This window comes from Bacillus sp. GW821-FHT01G09 (genome assembly GCF_059422205.1).
The window spans coordinates 254,400-275,715 of record NZ_JBWKWL010000003.1; the positions used below are offsets into that span (position 1 = coordinate 254,400).

Genomic DNA, 21,316 nt, shown 5'->3' on the forward strand with positions numbered 1-21,316 from the left:
AAAAATCCCAATTTAAAAACTACCCGTATTCACTTGAGAAGGTCTGGAGACCGGTTCTGTGAGCTTTTCGCCTTTTTCATTTACAAGCTCTGATTTTCCGTTCACTTTAACAGAGACGCTTTTTACATCCGGCTGCTCCGTTAACGTCAGCACAATGCTGTTCAGCACTTCTGAAGAAATCATTTTCGTCTTCTCATCGGCGCTGCCGAATATAGATTGATTGAAATCCAACGTCACGCGCCCGTCTTTGATTTTCGGTTTGCTGACCAGCTTTACATCTTCACTGAAGTCTGTTAACAGCCCGCTCACCTTGCTTGGCCCTTTAGCCAATTCATTGATGGCTGCCGTGATGTCGTCTTTTTCCGAATTGTCGATTCGTTTGGTCACCGGCACGTAGTATTCACTGTCTTCGTTTTCCGCCAAGTAGTAGACTGTCAGCGGATGGGTAGCAGTGAGATCATTTACACCGGCTGTTTCCAAATTAATGCCGTCTTTGCGGCTTAAATCATCTGAGATCGGCGTCCCTCCTACAGGCATCTCCTTCAGTTCATGCCCGTTTATTCTCAGCTTCACTTTATCTATCGAACTAAATTGCGTCAGCGTCCACGTCACAGATTGAACGATTTTCTGTTCGTCTTCTTTCTTATAATTTTTGAACTCATTAGAGAAATCAGCTATCGCGGTTCCATCTTTTTTGATGTCAACGTTAACGGTGGTGTCAGCCGGCAATACAGCTCTGAAGCCATTCGGAAGAATTTCAGACACAGGCCCGCCCTGTACGAGGTATTCAAGCGCCTGCTTAGCCGTGCTCTCACTTTTAGGGAGAGGCAGCGTTTGGGCAACAACATATCCGTTTTTATCAATGAGATAAAGCTCCCTCATAACAGTAGATGAGGCTTGATCCGCTTTTGCGGTATCGCTTTTTTCACTTTCTGTTTTTTTGGCTGCTGTTGTATTTGAATTGGCACCCGCTTCATCGTTCACGAATGTAACGTCTTGAGGCGGATCAATTTCCTCGGCTGCCTTATCAGATTGAAACAAACCGCATCCGGATAAAAGCAAGGCAGAGGTGAGACAAGTGGCACCAATGACTGCAGGTCCTTTTTTCAGCATACTTTTCCCTCCTAAGGATGTTTGTACTATTATGTATACGAGCCTCTTTAGGAAATAGACCGAAGAATTCCGGCAAAACAGAAAAAAACCGCAACATTCCGTTGCGGGAAAAACTATCTTCTAATCGGTTCGTGCAGTGAGATGCATTCCACATGGCCCACCTCATGGCCAAACCAATCGTCTGCGATTTTCGCAAACTGATCACGCGCTCCTGTTGTCAAGAACTGATGATCAGGGGCATTCGCAGACTGGTTCAGCAGCCCTTTATACGAGAGAATCGTGCTGACTTCCCGGGCTGTTTCATCGCCGGACGAAATAATGTTCACGTGTTCTCCCATATATCTTTGAATGGCTTCTTTTAAAATGGGATAGTGGGTGCAGCCTAAAATCAGCGAATCAATCGATGTATCTTTTAACGGATACAGCGAGGTTTTGACAATCTCGTCTGCTGTTTTGTCAAGAAACTTCCCGCTTTCCACAAAAGGCACAAGCAACGGGCAGGCAAGGTTTTCAACCTTCAGATCAGGATTTAATGCCAAAAGCGTCTCTTCGTATGCATTGCTCTTAATCGTATTCTCTGTGCCGATGACACCGATATGCTGATTATCCGTCACTTTTATCGCTGCTCTCGCACCAGGCTGGATCACTCCGACCACCGGTATACCGACGCTTCGCTGGATGTCATCCAATGCGATCGCTGTTGCTGTATTACAGGCGATCACGAGCATTTTGATGTGGTGGTTTTCGAGTAAATAATTCGTCAGCTCCCACGTATATTGAAGCACCTCTTCTTCAGGGCGCGGCCCATAAGGACACCGTTTCGTATCCCCGACGTAGATAATATTTTCTTTAGGTAGCTGTCTCATGATTTCCTTCGCAACGGTTAAACCGCCAACCCCGGAATCAATGACTCCTATTGGTTGTTCCAACAAAATCGCCTCATTTTCTCTTCATTTCATGCTGCAGTTTCATCAAAGATTTTTCGAAGATGGCTATTTCTTCATCTGTAAACGATTCGAACATATCACGCAGATATTCCTGTCTTTTTGTAATGACCTCTTGGATAATCCGTTCTCCTTCAGGCAGCAGATGTATCCGGACAACACGTCTGTCCGCCGGGTCCTTGACCCGCTCAACAAGCTCATTTTTTTGCATGCGGTCGATTAAGTCCGTTGTCGTGCTGCATGCCAGATACATTTTGCCCGATAATTCACCGATTGTCATATCTCCTAATTCATAAAGCCATTGCAAGCCGACAAATTGCGGCGGCGTAATCGCATATTGATTAAGGATTTCTCGTCCTTTTTGCTTAATGATCGCGGCAATGTGGCGGAGTGACTTTTCAATATCCGCAACATGCTCCAAAGGTTTTGATGTCATTTGTCCATCCCTCACTCAAGGATCTCTTACGCACAAAAGCGTTCCGTGTCTATTTTCCTTCTTTTTTGAAGAAAATGCAAGACTCGCAGGAGAGAAATAGAGGACTTTAGTCAAACAACATCAAGAAATAAAATTTATTTTATGACTTGCCTACGTTTTGCACAGCATTCCAAATTTGGTTTCGAATGTTCCAAACAAACAGCAATAACCGGCTCCTTCCTAAAAGAAGGAATACCGGCAAGGATTAAAGCTCTAGCTCACCCATTCTAAGAAGCTCAACAACGGCTTGCGAACGCCCTTTCACACCCAATTTCTGCATGGCATTTGAAATATGGTTTCGAACGGTTTTCTCACTGATAAATAGCTCGCTTGCAATCTCCTTTGTTGTCTTATCTTGAACGAGCAATTCGAACACTTCTCTTTCTCTTTTCGTTAGCAGCGGCTTCGATTGAAATTCTTTCTCCTTCAAGTATTGTAACCCTCCTTGCTAAGGTGAGAGCGAATCAGAAACGAATGGGTTTTGATATAGTCGAGATATCATATGTAAGAAGGGCGCAGGAGGTGACGTTTACAAGATAATTAGTTTATCGTGTATGAAGAAGCGTTTCTTTCTCCTCATCCGTCCAGCTGACAGCCTTGCCGCTTTCCTTTGAGACTTGAACCATCACGACTGCCCCGGTGAAGCAGGGCTCGCCTTCGCGGTTCTCTCCGAGATAGTGCAAGGTAAGAGATGAACTGCCGACTGCGCTTGTTTTCACATAGATGCGCAACTCTTCATAAGGCATGACTTGGCGCAAATAATCGCATTGCTGGCTTGCCACGACTGTCATGGTCTGTTTGTTTTCACTCATCATATTCAGCTTTTTAAAATAAGAAATCCGCGCCTCCTCAAAATATATAAAAGGGGTTACATTATTCATATGCCCAAACATGTCTGTCTCGGAAAATCTTACGGATACCTCATTGAAAAAAGAAAAGGATGTTTTCCATTCTTGAAACGGCATATCAATATAAGCGGGAAGCTTCATCTTTTTTCATCTCCTTATTGTTTAAAAAAACCTCTCCCATGCGGAAGAGGTTTTTTCTTCTTATACTCTGTCGCTTCCGAAGAAATTGCGGAACGCTTGTAAGTTTGTATCTCTATTCAAGGCTGCAATCGAAGTGGTAAGCGGAATCCCCTTCGGACAGGATTGAACACAGTTTTGCGAGTTGCCGCAATCTGCAAGGCCACCTTCATCCATTAATGCTTCTAATCGTTCAGATTTATTCATGGCGCCTGTCGGATGCGCGTTAAACAGGCGGACTTGCGACATCGGTGCAGGCCCCATGAACTTCGATTTGCTGTTCACATTCGGGCAAGCTTCGAGGCAGACGCCGCATGTCATGCATTTTGATAATTCATATGCCCATTGACGGCGTTTTTCCGGCATTCTCGGCCCCGGTCCTAAATCGTACGTACCGTCAATCGGTATCCATGCTTTAACTTTTTTCAATGAATCAAACATTCTGCTGCGATCAACCTGCAAATCACGAACGACTGGGAATGTTTTCATTGGTTTTAAACGGATCGGCTGTTCAAGCTGGTCGATAAGCGCCGTACAAGACTGGCGGGGTTTTCCGTTTATGACCATTGAACATGCGCCGCATACTTCCTCAAGACAGTTCATATCCCATGTGACAGGGGTTGTCTTCTCACCTTTGACATTAACCGGATTCCGGCGGATTTCCATCAGAGCGGAAATGACGTTCAGATTCGGGCGGTATGGAATCTCAAATTCTTCATCGTAAGGCGTGCTGTCGGCTGTATCTTGACGTGTGATAATAAATCGTATGGTTTTTTGTTCACTCATGATTATTTCGCCACCTTCTTCTTCGAGTAATCCCGTTTCCGAGGCGTTATCAGTGATACATCGACATCCTGATACTCAAATTCCGGCGCTTCATACGGGCTTACATGTTTAGCCATTGTTGTTTTGAGCCATTCATCATCATTACGTTCAGGATAATCCGGTTTATAATGGGCGCCCCGGCTTTCATTACGGTTGTATGCGCCAAGGGTAATCACCCTCGCAAGCTGAAGCATGTTCGAGAACTGGCGTGTGAACATCGCTCCCTGGTTGCTCCATTTTGTCGTGTCATTGATGTTGATCTTTTTGAAGCGCTCCATTAACTCCTGAATTTTGTCATCCGTTTTCAAAAGCTTGTCATTATGGCGGACAACCGTTACGTTCGCCGTCATCCACTCACCGAGCTCTTTGTGAAGAACATAGGCATTTTCGGTTCCGTCCATACTCATAATGTCAGCCCATTTTTCTTCTTCTTTCTTAACGTGAGCGTCGAATAAAGATGAAGACATGTCTTCCGCTGAAGATTCTAAGCCGTTTACATATTTCACCGCATTCGGTCCGGCCACCATGCCTCCGTAAATCGCAGACAGCAGGGAGTTCGCTCCCAAGCGGTTGCCGCCGTGCATAGAATAATCACATTCCCCAGCCGCAAACAGTCCAGGGATGTTTGTCATTTGATCGTAATCCACCCATAAACCGCCCATAGAATAATGGACCGCAGGGAAGATTTTCATTGGAAGCTTACGCGGGTCGTCTCCCATGAATTTCTCGTAAATCTCAATGATGCCGCCAAGCTTAATATCAAGCTCTTTCGGATCTTTATGAGACAGATCGAGATAGACCATGTTTTCACCGTTAATGCCGAGCTTCTGGTTCACACACACATCAAATATTTCGCGTGTCGCAATATCACGCGGCACCAGGTTTCCGTATGCCGGATATTTTTCCTCCAGGAAATACCATGGTTTGCCGTCTTTATATGTCCACACGCGACCGCCTTCACCACGCGCTGATTCACTCATCAGTCTTAATTTGTCATCGCCCGGTATGGCTGTCGGGTGGATTTGAATGAATTCTCCGTTTGCATAATACGCTCCCTGCTGATAAACGATTGATGCAGCAGATCCTGTATTAATCATGGAGTTCGTTGATTTTCCAAAGATGATTCCCGGTCCGCCCGTCGCCATAATGACAGCGTCTGAACGGAAGGATTCAATTTGCATGTTTGTCAGGTTTTGTGCAACAATTCCACGGCAGGTTCTGTCATCATCTAAAACAGCGCCAAGGAATTCCCAGCCTTCGTATTTTGTGACCAGACCCGCAACTTCGTATCTGCGCACTTGCTCGTCCAGTGCGTAAAGCAGCTGCTGTCCCGTCGTCGCACCAGCATAAGCAGTTCTGTGGTGCTGTGTACCCCCGAATCGGCGGAAATCAAGCAGGCCTTCAGGCGTCCGGTTAAACATGACGCCCATCCGGTCTAATAAGTGGATGATTGAAGGCGCCGCTTCACACATCGCCTTGACCGGCGGCTGGTTGGCAAGAAAGTCTCCCCCGTATACCGTGTCATCAAAATGTTCCCACGGAGAGTCACCTTCCCCTTTTGTATTGACCGCTCCGTTTATGCCGCCTTGCGCACAAACCGAATGAGAACGTTTGACAGGAACGATGGAAAACAACTTAACCGCCATTCCTGATTCCGCTGCTTTAATTGTCGCCATGAGGCCGGCAAGACCCCCGCCGACTACGATAATGCTTGATTGACTCATGATAGCCCCTCTCCCTCTAGTAATCTAGTACTCTTAAACAAATGCGAAAATCGCTTTTAAGCCTACGTATGACAGTGCAACAAAAATAATCAGCGTAACGTATGTCGAAATTCTTTGAGAACGAGGCGTTACCGTGATGCCCCATGTAACAGCGAAAGACCATAAACCGTTCGAGAAGTGGAAAATTGTTGATAAAACACCGACAATGTAAAAACCAAGCATAGCCGGAGAGCTCAAAATATTCGCCATCATGTCGAAATTGACCTCAGCGCCCATTTGTGCGGCAATGCGGGTTTCCCACACGTGCCAGCTGACGAAAATGAGGGTGATGATACCGGTTACACGCTGCAGGACGAATAGCCAGTTTCTCATGTAGCTGTATTGACCTGCGTTATTTTTCGCAGTAAACGCTATGTACACACCATAAACTGCATGATAAATTAATGGTAAGAAGATAATAAAAATTTCCAAGGCATACCTGAAAGGCAGACTATCCATAAAATGAGCAGCGCTATTGAATGCTTCAGCGCCCCTTGCGGCAAACTGGTTGACGACTAAATGCTGAATAAGAAAGATGCCGACCGGTATGACGCCAAGCAAGGAATGCAATCTTCGAAAATAAAACTCTCTGTTCCCAGACATTACTTTACCCCCTGTTTGATAAGTGCGAAATGTGCTAAATCTCTTCCCCCACTTCTTTCAATTGTAAGCACTTTATTAAGATTTATTGACAATTTCATTTTACTCCTCCCTCAAAAGGGCGTCAAGAAAACGCGTACATAAATTATAATTTTCCGAATTGATTAGTTGATTGAAAAATTTTATTTTATCAATATATATTTCTTGCTTAATTTTTCATAAGAATTACAGGATCATTCTGTAATCCTCCCCCCTGTTTGAGCTATAATATACGCAGGAGAGAGGGGAGACAGATATGAAGTCTAAATTTGAAGCATCTATTGACAACCTAAAAGAAATTGAAATGAACGCCTATGCCTACGAACTAATACGAGAGATCGTTCTCCCAGATATGCTTGGCCAAGATTACTCTTCCATGATGTATTGGGCAGGAAAACATCTCGCCCGTAAGTTTCCTCTTGAATCATGGGAGGAATTTCCGGCCTTCTTTGAAGAAGCGGGCTGGGGAACCCTCACCAACGTAAGCGCTAAAAAACAGGAGCTTGAATTTGAACTTGAAGGGCCGATTATTTCCAACCGGCTTAAACATCAGAAAGAACCTTGCTTTCAGCTGGAGGCTGGTTTTATCGCTGAACAAATTCAATTGATGAATGATCAGATTGCCGAATCATATGAACAAGTGAAAAAGAGAGCCGATAAAGTGGTTCTGACTGTGAAATGGGATATGAAAGACCCAGTGTAATCAAAAAGGCGGTGACTGCATAGTCCCGCCTTTTTGATTGTCATTACACAGCTGAAGGGTGTTTTGAAAGCTCAAATGCATCGTGAAGCGACTCGACTGCTTTCACCATGTCATTTTCGCTTACGACTGTTGACACTTTGATTTCAGATGTGCTGACCATTTTGATTAAAATGTTTTTTTGCGCCAGTACAGCAAACATTTCAGCCGCTACACCGGGATTTGAGACCATGCCGGATCCAACAATGGATACTTTAGCCAATTTGCTTTCTGTCTCGATTTTCTCAAATTCCAGCGCGTCTTTATACTCTTCAAGCACCGCAACGGTTTGGTCTGCATCTTCTGTTTTGACAGAGAAGGAAATTCCAGTCTTGTCCTCGGCCTGCGTTTGGATAATGATATCCACGTTTATGTTTCTTTTGGCAAGTGTCGTAAAAATAGTAGACAAAGTTGTCAGACCGCTAGTCAGCCCGTAAATGGTTACTCTTGTGATTTGATCTTCAAATGCAATGCCTCTGACAATTAAATTCTGTTCCATGGATGATTCCTCCTCAATTAATGTTCCCGCTTCGGTTTCTGTACTTGAACGCACTTCTAACGGCACTTGGTGATTTTTCGCGAACTCAACTGCTCTCGGATGAAGAACGCCGGCGCCTAAATTGGCAAGCTCAAGCATTTCATCGTATGAGATGCCCGCAAGTTTTCTCGCTGATTTCACATAGCGCGGATCGGTTGTAAACACACCTGGCACGTCTGTGTATATGTCACATTTATCAGCTTTTAAAGCGGCAGCCAAAGCAACTGCTGTTGTATCTGAACCGCCCCGGCCCAATGTCGTAATTTCACAATCCTCTGTCATGCCTTGGAAGCCTGCAACAATGACAATTTTTCCTTTTTCAAGCTGGTCTGCTAAAACCGAAGTGTCGATATCTGTAATTCTGGCGTTTCCGTGAATGGCCTCCGTACGGATTCCCGCCTGCCAGCCAGTATAAGACACAGCGTCATAGCCTTTTTCCTGCAATGCCATTGAAAGGAGTGAAATCGTGACCTGCTCGCCTGTCGCCAGCAGCATATCCATTTCACGTTTGCTCGGCTGGTCAGAAATAGCTTTTGCAAGGCTGACCAATTCGTCAGTGGATTTTCCCATTGCTGAAACGACGACAACGACTTGATGGCCTTTCTGTTTTTCTGCAATTGCGCGGTTTGCCGCATTTTGAATTTTTTCGACTGAGCCGACGGAAGTGCCTCCGAATTTTTGTACAATAAGACCCATGTATTACCACCCTTTACATTTTGGTTCGTGCGGGTGAGGAGAAAGAGCGCTTTGTCCACAATAAAAAAAGCAATGAGAGGAATACTCTCATTGCTTATCAATTAATCATCATAAATGATTATGAACAACGAGATAGCCCTCCAAGAAAATGATTTCTTGACAGCCTTACATTTATTCAATGCACGGCCAGCAAATAATACCGATGGGGTTTTATTTGCTTCGGCGACGCTCCCCTTTCAGCCTTTTTCACAGAATCCATCTTTCTCCAAAGGCATACTCTTGAAGTTCGCACCTCTATCTTCACCATATAACACGATCTAACTATGAAATTAGTTCACATTTTATCAGATCTTATTTAAAAGGACAACATTATTTTTGCAATTTGTCGTAAAGGAGCTGAGCCGCCGCTGTGGGAACACCGGCTTTTTTGATGTCCTCAAGGCTTGCTTCCTTCATTTTTTTAACGGAACCGAAATGCTTTAACAGCATTTTCTTTCTTTTCTCTCCGATACCCGGGATGTCGTCCAAAACGGATTGAAACGCGCTTTTTCCGCGGATTTGCCTGTGAAAACTGATTGCAAAACGGTGCACCTCGTCCTGAATGCGCTGCAGGAGGTAAAATTCCTGGCTGTTTCGTTCCAGATACACCACCTCCAGCGGATCACCGATCAGTAAATTTGAGGTTCTGTGTTTTTCATCTTTCGCTAAACCGGCGATCGGGATATCCAAGCCGAGTTCATTTTCAATGACATCCCTTGCTGCGTTGATCTGCCCTTTTCCTCCGTCAATGATGATCAGATCGGGCAGCGGCAGATTCTCACGAAGCACTCTCGTATAGCGTCTTCTGACAACCTCTCTCATAGAACCGTAATCATCCGGCCCTGTAACGGTTTTGATTTTATATTTGCGGTATTCCTTTTTGTATGGTTTGCCGTCGATAAACACAATCATCGCGGAAACCGGGTTTGTCCCCTGTATGTTTGAGTTATCAAACGCTTCAATTCTGTGCGGCGTATAAATATTTAATGCCTCACCTAGTTTCTGCACAGCCCCGATTGAACGCTCCTCGTCCCGTTCGATTAAAGAGAATTTTTCTTTCAATGCGATTTTCGCATTTTTATGGGCCAGCATGAGCAGTTCTTTTTTCGGGCCTTTTTTCGGCTGGTGAACGTTTGTTTCCAGCAGCTGCTCGATCATGGATTGATCTACGCTGTCCGGAACTAAAATCTCTTTCGGAAGGAAGTGGTTGTTTTTTGAATAAAACTGCCCGATGAACGTGAGGAACTCTTCATCTGCTTCCTGATAAAGCGGGAACATGCTGACATCGCGTTCAATGAGCTTCCCTTGGCGGATGAAAAAGACCTGCACGCACATCCAGCCCTTATCGTACGCGTACGCGAATACATCACGGTCGACTAGATCGTTCATCGTCATTTTTTGTTTTTCCATCGTTGATTCAATATGGGCAATTTGGTCACGAAGCTCTTTAGCTCGTTCAAACTCAAGATTCTCAGCAGCTTCATGCATTTTCTCTTCAAGCTCTTTTTTGACCTCATTATAGCCGCCCCTTAAGAAACGTGTAATGCTTTCAACCAGCTCTCTGTTCGTCTCTTCGGAAATATCCTTTACGCACGGAGCAAGACATTGGCCCAGATGATAATAAAGGCACACTCTGTCCGGGAGCTTGGAGCATTTTCTGAGAGGATACAGACGGTCGAGCAGTTTTTTTGTTTCCCTTGCTGCCTGTACATTCGGATAAGGCCCGAAATAGCGCCCTTTGTCTTTTTTGACATTGCGGGTGACAATCAGCCTTGGGTGGCGTTCATGGGTGAGTTTTATGAAAGGATAGGTTTTGTCGTCTTTGAGCATGACGTTGTATTTCGGATCATGCTTTTTGATCAGATTCATTTCTAAAATAAGCGCTTCAAGATTGGAGGACGTCACGATATATTCAAAATCCTCGATTTCCGTCACAAGCCTTTGGGTTTTCGCGTCGTGAGAACCGGTGAAGTAGGAGCGCACTCTGTTTTTCAGCACTTTTGCTTTCCCTACGTAGATCACAGTCTGCTGCCGGTCCTTCATGAGATAACAACCCGGTTGATCGGGAAGGAGGGCGAGTTTTTCTTTCAGTTGTTTGTTCATATGTTACCCTTCCTTATGTTTAATCCTTTATATCCAGTTTAACACGAACGTTTGTTTTTCTCTATGGTTCACAATTGGCGAATAAAAAAAGCGATCCCTCAATCGGAATCGCTCTGGCATGTAAGCAGCGGAAAATTAAAGATGTTTGTTTACAAGCTCTTGAAGCGCTTCTTTTGGTTTGAAGCCGACTGAAGTTTCAACTACTTCGCCGTCTTTTAACACAAGAAGAGTCGGGATGCTCATAACGCCGTATTTTCCGGCAGTTTCTTGGTTTTCGTCTACATCGATTTTTACGATTTTCAGTTTGTCTCCCATTTCTTGATCCAATTCTTCAAGAACAGGTGCAATCATTTTACAAGGTCCGCACCAAGGAGCCCAGAAGTCTGCCAGTACGACGCCTTCGCTTGTTTCAGCTGAGAAAGATTGATCAGTTGCTTTTACGATAGCCATTATTGAATTCCTCCAATGTGAAATGATGATTTTTAGTATAGCATCTCCCATTCGTTCACGCTATTTTAATGCTTACAAATTATTTTTTCCTGATCACAGCCGGTTTACTCATTTTTATATGGTTGAATGGGATATGCTCTTTTTTTAAAACACAAATCTGATAATGGCCCCGATCACTACAATTGCCCCAATAATCATTAAAATGGTACGAAGCATAAGATCACATCTCCTCTTCACTGTCATGTACTTTACCATGCCCTGCCGGAGCTGTTTTAAAACCTGAAAAAGAGCGCCGGCATGAAGCTCCGGCGCTCTTGCGCGATTAAGAATCAGCACGCAGCGTAAGTAAGACGACTGACATTGGCGGGAGTTTTACTTTCAGTTTGTTTTTGCTGAGCGTGTATTGTCTGAAGGATTCCGGTTTGACATGATGAGGATCGTCAAACGTGTTATGCGCATTCATTTTTTCTGCCGTAAGAATGACTCCGGAATGGTCCGCTGCCTTGAGTAGGCCTCTCAGCTCGATTTCCGCCTCCGCTTTGTTTTGGTGATCGATGTTGCAAATAGTGATATTGATATCACCTTCAGCTTGTTTCGACGCTGAAATGCTGATTTGCGGAAGCGTTTCACCCTTCCATTCATAGTCGGCAGACATTGTCTCTGTTGCTAAAAGAGAAGCGTCCTGGTGCACCTTAAACATATTGAATACATGGTACGTCGGTGTCAAAAGCATCCGCTTGCCCTCAGTCAAAATCATCGCTTGTAGAACGTTTACTGTTTGGGCGATGTTGGCCATTTGCACCCGGCGGCAATGCTGATGGAAAATGTGGAAATGAGAAGCCGCCACCAGTGCATCACGAATGGTGTTTTGCTGATATAAGAAACCGGGATTCGTGCCTGGCTCGGGATCAAACCACGTGCCCCATTCATCAATAATCAGCCCGACCCGCTGCTCCGGATCGTACCGGTCCATAATCGTGCCGTGTTTTTGAATCAATTCACCGATGTATTTGGCTTTTTTCATCGTAATAAACCATTCATCTTCCGTGAATTCTGTGGCTGATCCTTTGCCCTTCCAGAAATCCCCCGGAATCGTGTAATAATGAAGACTCAACCCGTCCATCAGGCCAGCGGCTTTTTTCATAAGCACGTCCGTCCAATTAAAATCATCCACATTTGCGCCGCCTGCAATTTTATAAATTTCATTCCCGCTGTAATTGCGGACATAAGTCTGAAAACGCCGGTACAGATCTGCGTAGTATTCGGGATGCATGTTGCCGCCACAGCCCCAGTTTTCATTACCCACGCCGAAATATTTCAGATTCCAAGGCTCTTCTCTTCCATTTTGTTTTCTCCAGTCTGACATCGGCGTGCCTTCTTCAAATGTCATATACTCAATCCACTCCGCCATTTCCTGAACGGTTCCGTTTCCGACATTGCCGCAAATATATGGCTCGCATTCAAGCAGCTCGCAAAGCATCATAAATTCATGCGTTCCGAATTCATTTGATTCAATTGTACCGCCCCAGTGAGTGTTCAGCATTGTCTTACGGTCACCGACACCGTTTGCCCAATGGTATTCGTCCGCAAAACACCCGCCCGGCCACCTGAGGACAGGAATGTGCAGCTGTTTGAGCGCCTCCAGCACGTCCTTTCGTATCCCGTTGATATTGGGGATGTCTGAGTCCGTTCCAACCCAGATCCCCTCATAAATCCCTCTTCCTAAATGCTCAGCAAAATGACCGTATATATTTTTGTTAATGGTTCCTTTTACGATATCTGTTTGAATCACTGCTTGATGTTCAGACATGCCTCTGATCATTCCTTTCATACGGATATGAAAAGCACCACAGTCAAATATGTGATCTGTCTTTTGCCTGAGGAGTCAGTATGAATGTAAGCGCTTTTAAAGTAACCATATTATATATGTTCGTACATGTCAACGACATTTTCTATTGTTTTTATATTTGTACGTATGTATTTATAAATATGAAAAAATCCCGAACTTTTAAAGTCCGGGATTTCCTTTATGAGTGTATATTCAATTGTTTGAATTCCTCAGTTAATAACGGGACAACTTCAAATAAATCACCGACGATGCCGTAATCCGCTATTTTAAAGATATCGGCTTCGGGGTCTTTATTGATGGCGACGATCACCTTGCTGTTTGACATGCCGGCCAAATGCTGGATGGCGCCGGAAATGCCGCATGCAATGTACAAATCCGGAGTGACGACTTTCCCGGTCTGCCCGATTTGGAGCGCGTAATCGCAATAATCAGCGTCACATGCCCCGCGAGAAGCCCCGACCGCGGCCCCTAGCACCTCTGCAAGCGCCTGCAGCGGCTGAAATCCTTCCTTGCTTTTGACTCCTCGGCCGCCCGCAACGATAATTTTCGCTTCGGAGAGATCAACACCGTCCGCCGTTTTTTTCACGACCTCTTGAATCACGGTGCGAAGGTCAGTAAGAGAGACATTCATGCTTTCGATGCTTCCCGATCTGCTGATGTCTTTTTCTGAAGCTTGAATGTTATTGGGGCGAATTGTTGCAAAGATCATCGGATCGGTTGAAATGACGCGTTCAAAAGCTTTCCCCGAGTAAATCGGGCGTGTGAACACAACATTCCCTCCGGTAACGCTTACATCTATAGCATCAGAAATTAAGCCTGTTTGCAGACGGGCAGCAAGCTTCGGTGAAAGATCCTTGCCCATTGCCGTATGCCCGAATATGACTGAATCAGGATTTTCTTGCTCGATAACACCTCTCATGACCTGGCTGTACCCGTCTGCCGTGTATGTTTTCAGCTTCGGGTCCTCAGCGGTAAGAACTTTATCTGCTCCGTAATGAATAAGCTCTTGTGCAATGCTTTGTACATTTTCACCGATGAGAACACCGATGACTTCCCCGTCTCCTGAAATGGTTCTTCCTGCAGCTATTGCTTCAAAGGTGACATTCCGCAATTCCCCATCGCGTATTTCTCCAAGCACGATCACTTTTTTTCCCATTCTAACATCCCCCTGTTTCTTTGAATGTCCAAGCTTTAAATGACTTTAGCTTCGCTGCGGAGCAATGAAACAAGCTCTTTTGCCTGTTCGTCAGGCTCACCTTGGAGAAGCTTCCCGGCTTCTTTTTTCGGCGGCAGAAAACGCTCAATGGTTTTCAGCTTTGGTTCAGCATCCTCTTCGTCCAGGTCAAGATCATCAAGTTCAAGCTCTTCAAGCGGCTTTTTCTTAGCCTTCATAATTCCCGGAAGCGATGGATAGCGCGGCTCGTTTAAGCCCTGCTGAGCTGTGACAAGCAATGGGAGCGTCGTTTTGATTTTTTCAACATCCCCTTCGACGTCCCTTTCTGCTTCTGCATCAGTGCCGTTGATTTCGAGTTTGGTGATCGTAGTGATACACGGAATGTCCAGTAGCTCGGCAAGCCGAGGCGCCACTTGTCCTGATCCTCCGTCAATGGCAACATTTCCGCCGAGAATCAAATCAAACTCCTGATCCTTCATATAGTGGTATAAAACTTGAGAAATGGAATATTGGTCGGGTTCTTCGAGATCATCTTCTATGTTGATTAAAACAGCTTGGTCACAACCCATGGCAAGCGCCGTACGCAATTCTTTCTCCGCTTCTTCACCGCCGGCCGTGACAGCGGTGATCGTGCCGCCATGCTTTTCCTTCAGCTGGATGGCTTCTTCTATCGCGTACTCATCATATGGATTAATGATCCATTCCGCTCCGTCATCCTGAATCTTTCCTGTTTCAATGACGATTTTTTCTTCTGTGTCAAACGTCCGTTTCATCAGTACAAATAGATTCATGATCATATCCCCTTTTATTCGCCTTTGAACTGAGGCTTTCTTTTTTCGAGAAATGCCTGGATGCCTTCCTTGGCGTCCTCTGACTCAAATGCTTCCCCAAATCGCTTTGCTTCAAGCTTTAGGCTGCCTTCATAGGAATACACCTTGTTGGAATAAAGAAGCTCAAGCAAAGATGCCAGCGTTTGCGGGCTTTTCTCTGCAAACTTAGCGGCAAGTGCTTTTGCTTTTTCAAGCACTTCTTCCTCATCTTTTGCTCCAATTGAGACAAGTCCGAGATCAAGCGCTTCTTTTCCGGATATTGGTTCTCCTGATCCGATGAGCTCTAATGCTTTGGCTGTGCCGACATATCTCGGAAGGCGCTGTGTCCCCGCAAAACCCGGAATGATACCGAGATTAAGCTCCGGGAGCCCCAGCTTAGCATCTTCTGCTGCGATTCTGATATGACAGGCCATCGCAAGCTCCAGCCCGCCTCCGAGAGCAGCGCCGTGAATCGCTGCGATAATCGGTTTTGGAAAGCTTTCGATTCTCTCCATTAACTGCTGGCCGCGCTCAGCGAGCAATGAGGAATCCTCATTGCCTTTAAGCGATGTAAATTCTTTAATATCAGCGCCGGCTGAGAAAAATCTCCCCTCGCCGTGAATGATAATGCTTCGTACGCCTGCATCTGTCTCACATTGATCAAGACAGGAAGACAGCTCTTCTAATATCCGGCTGGAAAGCGCATTTGCCGGCGGATTGTGAATCGTCAAAACTGCCACAAATTGATCAACTGCCAGTGATATTGCATTCATAGGACAGAACTCCTTTACTTATTATGAATTCCGGACACCAATAATTCTAAAGCGCTGTCTGAAAGCGCAGCGAGATCGTACTTTTGGTCATTCATCACCCAAGTTGTCACGGTTTCGTCAATCGTTCCAAAAATCATCTGCCGGGCGAGGCGGACGTCGAGGCCTTCTTTTAATTCGCCTGATTGTATACCTTCCGTCAAAATGCCATCCAAAATATTTAAGTAGCCTTTTAATATTTCGTTGATTTTTTGGCGCAGCTCCAAGTTGGATTGGCGGAGCTCAAGCTGCGTGACAATCGCGAGATTATGGTCACCCGCTAAAAGGGAAAAATGCTTTGAAATCACAAGCGCCAATTTCTCTTTCGCTGTTGCTTTTTCTTTAATGTCCTCTTCCATCCGCTCAATAAATTGACCCATTTTTTCTTTGAATAGAGAAATTAAAATATCTTCTTTGTTTTTAAAATAGAGATAGATGGTGCCGTCCGCTACTCCGGCTTGTTTGGCAATTTTGGATACCTGTGACTGGTGGTAGCCGTTTTCTGCAATGACTTCTACTGCTGCATCAATAATCTGCATATACTTTGGCCGTTTTTGCTTCAATGTTCATCGTTCCTTCCTATAGAAATGAATGACTATTCATTCATAATTTCATGATAAGAAGGATTTTCAGGTTTGTCAAGTTTATTCATAGGCGTTCTCTTTTTTTATTTGATATGATGATTTTCGGTTTCTTCTTCAAGTAAACGCCTTCTTAAAATTTTTCCCACCGCCGTTTTCGGCAGCTCTTTTCTGAACTCATAGGCTTTGGGCACCTTATAGGGAGCTAGACGTGATCTCGCAAAAGTGTCTAGTTCTTCTGCATCGGCTTTTGCGCCTTTCTTTAATACGACAAATGCTTTTACTGTTTCTCCCCTGTAGGAATCGGGAACGCCTGCGACAACAATTTCCTGGATGGCTTCATGTTCATAAAGCGCTTCTTCTACCTCACGCGGGTAAATATTGTAACCGCCGGCAATGATGATATCCTTCTTCCTGTCAGCAATATAGAAGAAGCCTTCTTCATCCATATAGCCCATGTCCCCGGTGAACAGCCAGCCATCTCTCAGCACAGCGGCGGTTTCCTCTGGTTTATTCCAGTATCCTTTCATGACTTGCGGACCTTTTACAATGATTTCTCCATGCTCATACGGAGCGGCAAGCTCACCCGTCTCTTCAGAATAGATCGCGGCGTCCGTACTCGGCCAAGGACAGCCGATACTGCCCGGCTTGTTTTTTCCCCAGATAAAATTGGCGTGCGTCACTGGGGATGCCTCAGACAAACCATAGCCTTCCACAAGCTTTCCGCCAGTCACCTTTTCAAATTTCTGCTTTACCTCCACGGGGAGCGCGGCTGATCCGCTAAGACAGCTTTTAATGGATGACAGATCATAATGCTGCAATTCGGGGTGATGCAAAAGGCCAATGTAAATTGTCGGTGCGCCAGGAAAGAGCGTCGGTTTGTGTTTGTCGATGATTTTAAGTGTTTCGAGCGGATCAAACTTAGGAAGAAGAATCATTTCGAAGCCTAGTTTAATCGAATAGTTCATGACTGCCGTCAGTCCGTAGACATGAAAAAACGGGACGATGCCCAGCACTTTTTCAGCGCCTTCTTTCACGTCATACATCCAAGCGGCGCACATTTCAGTATTTGCCAAAATATTTTGGTGCGTGAGCATGACCCCTTTTGGAGCTCCGGTTGTTCCTCCGGTATACTGGAGGACAGCGATATCATGCTCAGGATCGATCTTCGGGATTGTCAGGAGTTCAGTTTTTTCCTGCTTCATACTGGAAGCGAACGTGTGAATGTTAGCTGTTTTGTCAAAGTCGATATGCACTTTTTGTTTTTGCGTCAGCGGGTAAAGAATATTCTTCGGAAAAGGCAAATAGTCTTTTACGCTGGTTATCAAAATCTGGTCGACTATTGATAACGTTTTCATTTTTATTGCCTTCGGAAAAAGCAAATCTAAGGTGATGATTACACTTACCTGAGCATCTCTAAGCTGGTATTCAAGCTCATGCTCGGTATAAAGCGGATTCGTCTGCACCACGATGCCACCGGCAAACAAGACGCCATAATAAGAAATCACTGTTTGCGGGCAATTGGGCAGCATAACAGCCACTCTGTCTCCTTTTTGCAGGCCATTGCACTGCAAAAAAGCTGCAAGTTTAAGAGCATCCGTCAGAATGTCATGAAAGGTGAGTTTTTTTCCATAAAACGATATTGCGGTTTTATCAGGGAATCGTGCGGCGGAGTCTGTCAGGATGGATTGCAGGGTTTTATTCGGCAACGGGAGCTCATGCGGGATATCGTTGGGATACTCGGCAAGCCACGGCTTTTGAGACTGCATAAAACCTCCCCCTTTCGATTTTAGAGTTCCACCTTATCATTATAGCAGATGGACGGCAAAAAAAAGAAAAAGAAAGGTAAATCTTTCTTTTTCTCATAATATGAACAGATATATAAGACCAATTAACAAAAAGATTCCCGCCGCGGCGAGCAGTACTTTTGCAAGCTTTTCCATTTATTCTCCGTCCCCTTATATTCCGGCTGCCACCACAAAAGAAAGCCCGACAGAAATGACAAATGAAATAAAGCCGACAGCCCGGTTATCATTCTCGATTTCCTGATCAATTTTAAACCGCGGAGTCAAAAACTCAAAAATAAAGTAGCTGATCAGAAGCATAACAAACCCGTAAACGCCCCAGCCGATCATTTGCAGCAGCGAATTATGCTGGGAGATGGAATGCTGAAATACGTTTGCGATCCCCAAAATTTTTCCGCCGGTTGCCATTGCCACCGCAAGATTTCCTTTTTGAATCTCTTCCCAGTTTTTATAAGCCGTCACCAGCTCAAACACAGTCAAAAAGAGGACGAGGCAGAGAACCGCGACACTGTAATATGCCGCGATTTCCACAAGCTCGTTTTCCCAAAAATCACTCATGGCCATACTCCCTTTTATTTTAGTTCAACTACCGTAACGCCTGATCCTCCCTCACCTGCTTCACCGAAACGGGAACTTTTGACGCTGCGGTGGTTTTTCAGAAGATCCTGTACGCCTTTTCTTAAAGCGCCGGTTCCTTTTCCGTGGATGATTGACACTCTTGGATATCCGGCTAACACCGCATCATCCAAGTATTTTTCAACCCGGCTGAGGGCATTTTCATAGCGTTCGCCGCGAAGATCAAGTTCAAGCGATACGTGATAGTCCTTTCCCTTGACCGCTGTAATCATTTTTTCTTTTTTTGGCTCCGGAGCTGATTTGATAAACTCCAGATCTTTTTCTTTTACTTTCATCTTTAAAATACCGATTTGAACGTTCCATTCATTGCCGCCTGTTTTTTCGAGCAATGTTCCTTTTTGCCCGAAAGTGAGGACTTTCACCTCGTCGCCAGGCTTAAAGTCGCGTTTTTGCGTTTTCGGCTTTTCCGGTTTCTTGGACTTTTCAAAAGCAGGCATAGCGCCTTCTAACCGTTTCTTCGCGTTAATCAGCTCGTGATCCTTGAAGGATTTGTGTTCTTCTTTTATGGTGCGCAATTCATGAATAATGTCCTCGGCTTCTTTCATTGCCGCTTTTACTTTTTCAGCAGCCTGCTGTTCTGCCTCTTCAAGCATTTTGTCTTTTTTGCTGTTAAGCTCGATGATTTGCTGCTGCAGCTCTTTATGCAGTTTTTCCGCTTCTTTTCTGATTGATTCTGTCTCAGAAAGCTCTTCTTCCGCACGTTTTTTGCTTTGTTCCAGCGACGCAATCATCGTATCGACTTCGTTATGCTCGGCCGTCATTTCTGACTTCGCCTGCCCGATGATATGGTCCGGAAGCCCGAGGCGTTTTGAAATTTCGAAAGCATTGCTTCGACCCGGCACACCAATTAAAAGTTTATAGGTCGGTGACAGCGTTTCGATGTCAAATTCAACGCTGGCATTCATGACGCCTTCTCTGTTATAGCCGTACGCCTTCAATTCCGGATAATGCGTCGTAGCTAACACTCGTGCATTGGTGCGATGCACGTCATCCAAGATGCTCATGGCGAGGGCCGCCCCCTCCTGCGGGTCTGTCCCTGCACCAAGTTCATCGAAAAGCACAAGGCTGTTTTCATTGACCTGTTCTAAAATGCCGACAATGTTCACCATATGGGATGAGAACGTACTTAAACTTTGCTCAATCGACTGTTCATCACCGATATCAGCGAATACGTGCTCAAATACTGCCGCTTCTGACCCTTCATCTGCCGGGATATGAAGACCTGATTGCGCCATTAAGGTTAGCAGGCCTAACGTTTTAAGGGTGACTGTTTTCCCCCCGGTGTTTGGCCCTGTGATGACAATGGTTGAAAAATCGCGGCCAAGCTCGATGTCATTGGCAACAACCTGGTCAGGCGGAAGCAATGGATGGCGGGCTTTTTTCAAACGGATAAAGCCGGTGTCGTTCATAATCGGTTTTGTTGCTTTAACCGCTTTTGCATATCTAGCTTTTGCAAAAATAAAGTCAAGCGTCTGCAGCACTTGCAAATCTAGAAATAGCTCCTCTGTATACTCTGCCGTTTTCTCTGTCAGCACACGCAAAATCCGTTCAATTTCTTGCTTTTCTTTCACTTTCGCCTGTTGAAGGGAATTGTTCATATCTACAATCGCCTGCGGTTCAATGAATAGTGTCGCACCAGAGGATGAGGTGTCGTGCACAATTCCTCCATAGCTGGATCTGTACTCCTGTTTGACCGGGATCACAAAGCGGTCATTCCGAATCGTAACAATCGTATCAGACAGCATTTTCGATGCGGAAGAGGAACGCAGCATCGACTCTAACCGGTCTCTGACTCTTGATTCGAGTGTTCTGAGCTGTGTGCGGATTCCTCTTAATGTTTCCGATGCATGATCAAGCACTTCTCCGTGATCATCAATGCAGGAATTAATGTCCCGCTCTAAATCGGACAGCGTGATAAGCTGTTCAGCATGCTGATGGATCAGCGGAATGTCGACACCGTCTTCAGCCATTTGCGTGATAAAATGTTTCATTTGTTTAACTGCATAAAGCAGGCCTGAGATTTCAGTGAATTCAGAAGGACTGAGAACGCTGCCGATTTCCGCCCGTCTTAACGCTCCTCTGATATCTACAAGGCCGCCAAATGGCGCTTGGCCTCTCAGCCGGATAATGTCAGAAGCTTCGTCTACTTCATCCAGCTGTTTTTTGATTTCGTCTATAGAAGCAGAAGGCTTAAGCTCGAGAAGCATTTCTTTTCCGAGCGATGAAGCGGCATGCCCAATAACCTGTTCTTTCACTTTATGAAATTCAAGAGCTGATAATACTTTTTGCTGCACGATTGTGTGA

General features: G+C 45.1%; 20 protein-coding genes and 1 riboswitch. Of the genes, 1 reads left to right on the forward strand and 19 read right to left on the reverse strand.

Features of this window, described 5'->3' with window-relative positions; translation table 11 throughout:
* Positions 1–12: 12 nt before the first annotated feature.
* From gerM to sdhC, 8 genes are all read right to left on the reverse strand, one after another.
* Positions 13–1,113: a spore germination protein GerM gene (gerM, locus tag AC07VD_RS11970; protein WP_003229578.1), complete on the reverse strand. Its 1,101-nt coding sequence runs from the start codon at positions 1,111–1,113 to the stop codon at positions 13–15.
* 113 nt (positions 1,114–1,226) lie between these two features.
* Positions 1,227–2,045: a glutamate racemase gene (gene racE / locus AC07VD_RS11975; protein WP_494721780.1), complete on the reverse strand. Its 819-nt coding sequence runs from the start codon at positions 2,043–2,045 to the stop codon at positions 1,227–1,229.
* Between the two features lie 7 nt (positions 2,046–2,052).
* Positions 2,053–2,493 carry a MarR family winged helix-turn-helix transcriptional regulator gene (locus AC07VD_RS11980; protein ID WP_003229573.1) on the reverse strand — a complete coding sequence of 147 codons (441 nt, stop codon included), beginning with the start codon at positions 2,491–2,493 and terminating at the stop codon, positions 2,053–2,055.
* Positions 2,494–2,737: 244 nt separating this feature from the next.
* On the reverse strand, positions 2,738–2,962 hold the full coding sequence (gene gerE, locus AC07VD_RS11985; protein ID WP_003184172.1) for a spore germination transcription factor GerE: 225 nt from the start codon (positions 2,960–2,962) through the stop codon (positions 2,738–2,740).
* A gap of 115 nt (positions 2,963–3,077) precedes the next feature.
* Entirely contained in the window at positions 3,078–3,521 is a 444-nt protein-coding gene (locus tag AC07VD_RS11990) for an acyl-CoA thioesterase (RefSeq protein WP_101169774.1), read from the reverse strand.
* A gap of 60 nt (positions 3,522–3,581) precedes the next feature.
* The gene (gene sdhB / locus AC07VD_RS11995) at positions 3,582–4,343 is read right to left on the reverse strand and encodes a succinate dehydrogenase iron-sulfur subunit (RefSeq protein WP_003229569.1); all 762 of its coding nucleotides are present in this window, start codon (positions 4,341–4,343) and stop codon (positions 3,582–3,584) included.
* A gap of 2 nt (positions 4,344–4,345) precedes the next feature.
* Entirely contained in the window at positions 4,346–6,106 is a 1,761-nt protein-coding gene (sdhA, locus tag AC07VD_RS12000) for a succinate dehydrogenase flavoprotein subunit (protein WP_003229567.1), read from the reverse strand.
* Positions 6,107–6,139: 33 nt separating this feature from the next.
* Positions 6,140–6,748: a succinate dehydrogenase cytochrome B558 gene (gene sdhC, locus AC07VD_RS12005; protein ID WP_003222512.1), complete on the reverse strand. Its 609-nt coding sequence runs from the start codon at positions 6,746–6,748 to the stop codon at positions 6,140–6,142.
* A 292-nt stretch (positions 6,749–7,040) separates the two neighbouring features.
* On the opposite strand from sdhC, the gene AC07VD_RS12010 reads away from it, so the two are divergent.
* Entirely contained in the window at positions 7,041–7,487 is a 447-nt protein-coding gene (locus AC07VD_RS12010; RefSeq protein ID WP_003222508.1) for a YslB family protein, read from the forward strand.
* A 43-nt stretch (positions 7,488–7,530) separates the two neighbouring features.
* Here AC07VD_RS12010 and AC07VD_RS12015 read toward each other — a convergent pair whose 3' ends face one another.
* The 11 genes from AC07VD_RS12015 to AC07VD_RS12065 all read right to left on the reverse strand — a co-directional run bounded on the left by AC07VD_RS12015 (position 7,531) and on the right by AC07VD_RS12065 (position 21,306).
* Entirely contained in the window at positions 7,531–8,757 is a 1,227-nt protein-coding gene (locus AC07VD_RS12015; protein ID WP_041338048.1) for an aspartate kinase, read from the reverse strand.
* A 125-nt stretch (positions 8,758–8,882) separates the two neighbouring features.
* Positions 8,883–9,062: riboswitch (Lysine riboswitch) on the reverse strand.
* A gap of 64 nt (positions 9,063–9,126) precedes the next feature.
* Complete coding sequence (uvrC, locus tag AC07VD_RS12020) at positions 9,127–10,899, reverse strand: excinuclease ABC subunit UvrC (protein WP_017696677.1); 1,773 nt, start codon at positions 10,897–10,899, stop codon at positions 9,127–9,129.
* A gap of 135 nt (positions 10,900–11,034) precedes the next feature.
* Entirely contained in the window at positions 11,035–11,349 is a 315-nt protein-coding gene (gene trxA / locus AC07VD_RS12025) for a thioredoxin (protein ID WP_003222500.1), read from the reverse strand.
* Positions 11,350–11,671: 322 nt separating this feature from the next.
* A complete protein-coding gene (gene abfB / locus AC07VD_RS12030; RefSeq protein ID WP_217018082.1) occupies positions 11,672–13,159 on the reverse strand; it encodes an alpha-L-arabinofuranosidase AbfB in 1,488 nt (495 codons plus the stop codon).
* Positions 13,160–13,376: 217 nt separating this feature from the next.
* Entirely contained in the window at positions 13,377–14,354 is a 978-nt protein-coding gene (etfA, locus tag AC07VD_RS12035; protein ID WP_130572663.1) for an electron transfer flavoprotein subunit alpha, read from the reverse strand.
* A gap of 35 nt (positions 14,355–14,389) precedes the next feature.
* On the reverse strand, positions 14,390–15,163 hold the full coding sequence (gene etfB, locus AC07VD_RS12040) for an electron transfer flavoprotein subunit beta (RefSeq protein ID WP_129092649.1): 774 nt from the start codon (positions 15,161–15,163) through the stop codon (positions 14,390–14,392).
* A 14-nt stretch (positions 15,164–15,177) separates the two neighbouring features.
* Positions 15,178–15,954 carry an enoyl-CoA hydratase gene (locus AC07VD_RS12045; RefSeq protein ID WP_217018077.1) on the reverse strand — a complete coding sequence of 259 codons (777 nt, stop codon included), beginning with the start codon at positions 15,952–15,954 and terminating at the stop codon, positions 15,178–15,180.
* 14 nt (positions 15,955–15,968) lie between these two features.
* Complete coding sequence (fadR, locus tag AC07VD_RS12050; RefSeq protein WP_217018075.1) at positions 15,969–16,553, reverse strand: fatty acid metabolism transcriptional regulator FadR; 585 nt, start codon at positions 16,551–16,553, stop codon at positions 15,969–15,971.
* A 104-nt stretch (positions 16,554–16,657) separates the two neighbouring features.
* Complete coding sequence (gene lcfA / locus AC07VD_RS12055) at positions 16,658–18,340, reverse strand: AMP-binding protein (RefSeq protein WP_217003023.1); 1,683 nt, start codon at positions 18,338–18,340, stop codon at positions 16,658–16,660.
* Between the two features lie 189 nt (positions 18,341–18,529).
* Positions 18,530–18,934: a DUF350 domain-containing protein gene (locus tag AC07VD_RS12060; RefSeq protein WP_003237674.1), complete on the reverse strand. Its 405-nt coding sequence runs from the start codon at positions 18,932–18,934 to the stop codon at positions 18,530–18,532.
* A 14-nt stretch (positions 18,935–18,948) separates the two neighbouring features.
* The gene (locus AC07VD_RS12065) at positions 18,949–21,306 is read right to left on the reverse strand and encodes an endonuclease MutS2 (protein ID WP_003229541.1); all 2,358 of its coding nucleotides are present in this window, start codon (positions 21,304–21,306) and stop codon (positions 18,949–18,951) included.
* Positions 21,307–21,316: the final 10 nt, after the last annotated feature.